Source organism: Armatimonas sp. (genome assembly GCF_043760365.1).
In the GTDB taxonomy this organism is placed as follows: domain Bacteria; phylum Armatimonadota; class Armatimonadia; order Armatimonadales; family Armatimonadaceae; genus Armatimonas.
The window spans coordinates 1-1,987 of record NZ_JAYUPA010000284.1; the positions used below are offsets into that span (position 1 = coordinate 1).

The window sequence follows — 1,987 nt, forward strand, 5'->3', positions numbered from 1 at the left end:
CGAGTCGCTGACGCACGGGCGCGTCTCGCCGTGGGTGACTCTCTCGGCGAGCGACTCGTGCTTTCTGGATCACTTTGTGGCCCGTGGCGGCGAGCAGGATTTCTTCCCGCTCCACCCAAAAGGGGGACGCTATCTCGAAGTGCATGTCCTTGCACCACCCGAAAAAGTGCGCTTTCTGCGCGAGGAAGCCATCGAGCGGACGTACTTTGGCAAGCAGATCGGGGAGCTGTTCACAGGCGATAAGCTGCTGGATAAGATCTGGCAGGTGGGAGTGGAGACACTCCGGGCCTGCTCCGAGGATGCGATTGTGGACACGCCGACCCGGGAGCGCGGACAGTGGGCGGGGGATGTGGTCTCTGTGGGGCTCGATATTGCGGGCGTGGCCTTCGATGACCTGCGGGTCTTTCGGCGAGGCTTAGTTCAATGCGCTCAGAGCGCACGCGCTGATGGGCTGGTCTCGGGGATGGCACCGGGCAAGGACATCTATCTCTCCACCTATGCCGCGCAGTGGGTCTCGGCCTGCTGGCACTACTTTGAGCGAACCGGCGATGAGGATCTACTCGACGAGCTTTTTGCCGCCGCGGAGCGCAATCTGGCAGCGTTTGAGGCGCAGCGCACGCCCGAGGGTATCCGTACAAGCCTAGCCTGGGCCTTTGTGGACTGGGGCTATGTACCCAACCCTGGTCCCTCGGACATGGGGCTGAACCTGCACTACCTTCAGGCGCTCAGAGACATGGTGCGCTGGTGCCGCCACTTTAACTTACGCGAGAAAGCCGCCCGCTACCAGGCGCTTGTAATAGAGTCACAGACAAGCATCCAGCGCTACTTCGAGCGGGAGCCGTCGTGGGAGAAGCGTGGCTTTCAGCGAACAGCACTTGGCCTCAAGCTGGGCTTCTTCACAGGTGGCGACGAAAAAACAGCCATCACGGCGCTAAAGTCTCACATTAAGTGCTGCTTCCCCAATGACCCGAGCGCCCCACGCCTCTCGGATCCGTCGGCGGCGAACCCGCGCCTGATCACGCCCTACTTCGCCCACTTTGCCTTCCCCGCTCTGATCGAGCGTGGTGAGCTGGCGTTTGTGCTGGAGCAGTACAAGACTTGCTGGGGCTGGGCTTTAACTATTGAGGACGGCACGTGGCTAGAGGTGTTTGATCCGCGCTGGAGCCACTGCCACCAGTGGGCGGGTTGCCCCACCTGGCAGCTCAGCCAGGCGCTCCTCGGGCTCAAGCCACGCTTCGATCTGGGCCCCAATCACTTCGAGCTAGCCGTCCAAACCGGCGGGCTACGGCGCGTGACCGGAACATTGCCCCTGCTCGGGGGGCGTGTGCGAATCATCCGCGAGGGACGGCGCTACCAGCTCCAGAGTGATGTCCCACTAACGATCCACGAGGGTATAACGGAAACCCGTATCGAGCGCACGTGGCAGCGCCAGATTGCCTTTGACAATTTTAACGAGTTCCGTTAGAATTAGGCACGGGTCAGGGAGGCCTGTAAAGCAATGTCTGCTAATTCTTTTTCTCGACGGCGAGCGTTTACGCTTATCGAACTTCTGGTGGTGATCGCGATTATCGCGATTCTTGCTGCCATTCTCTTCCCGGTCTTTGCTCAGGCACGAGAGAAAGCACGCCAAAGTGTTTGTCTCTCCAACCAGAAGCAGATCGGTACGGCGATGATGATGTATATCCAGGACTATGACGAGATGTTTGCATCACAGTCCTACAACGGCGTGGACTACGCTGCGCGAGGAGGCCAGCCGGTAGATGGCATGCCGCTTCTCAACTCCGGAATCGTGAACGCCTTTGGTTGGAACTACAAAGACCGCGTTCTGCCCTACACCAAAAACGAGCAAATCTGGGTCTGTCCCACCAATATCCCCAATGGTGCGCTGAAGACAGCAGCGCCCAATGTTGGCTACCACATGAATGGTAATGTCTTCTTGCCGCAAGGGCTCAGCCTAGCCGCAGTCGTAGCGCCCGCAAATCTCTTT

The 1,987-nt window shown here is 59.4% G+C and carries 2 protein-coding genes; both read left to right on the forward strand.

Going from position 1 to position 1,987, the window contains the following annotated elements; translation table 11 throughout:
- A partial coding sequence (locus ACH2EH_RS06770) for a hypothetical protein (RefSeq protein WP_395140157.1) occupies window positions 1-1,465 on the forward strand: 1,465 nt, incomplete at its 5' end.
- A gap of 33 nt (window positions 1,466-1,498) precedes the next feature.
- Window positions 1,499-1,987 (forward strand): prepilin-type N-terminal cleavage/methylation domain-containing protein (locus tag ACH2EH_RS06775; protein WP_395140159.1); only part of this gene is annotated, 489 nt, incomplete at its 3' end.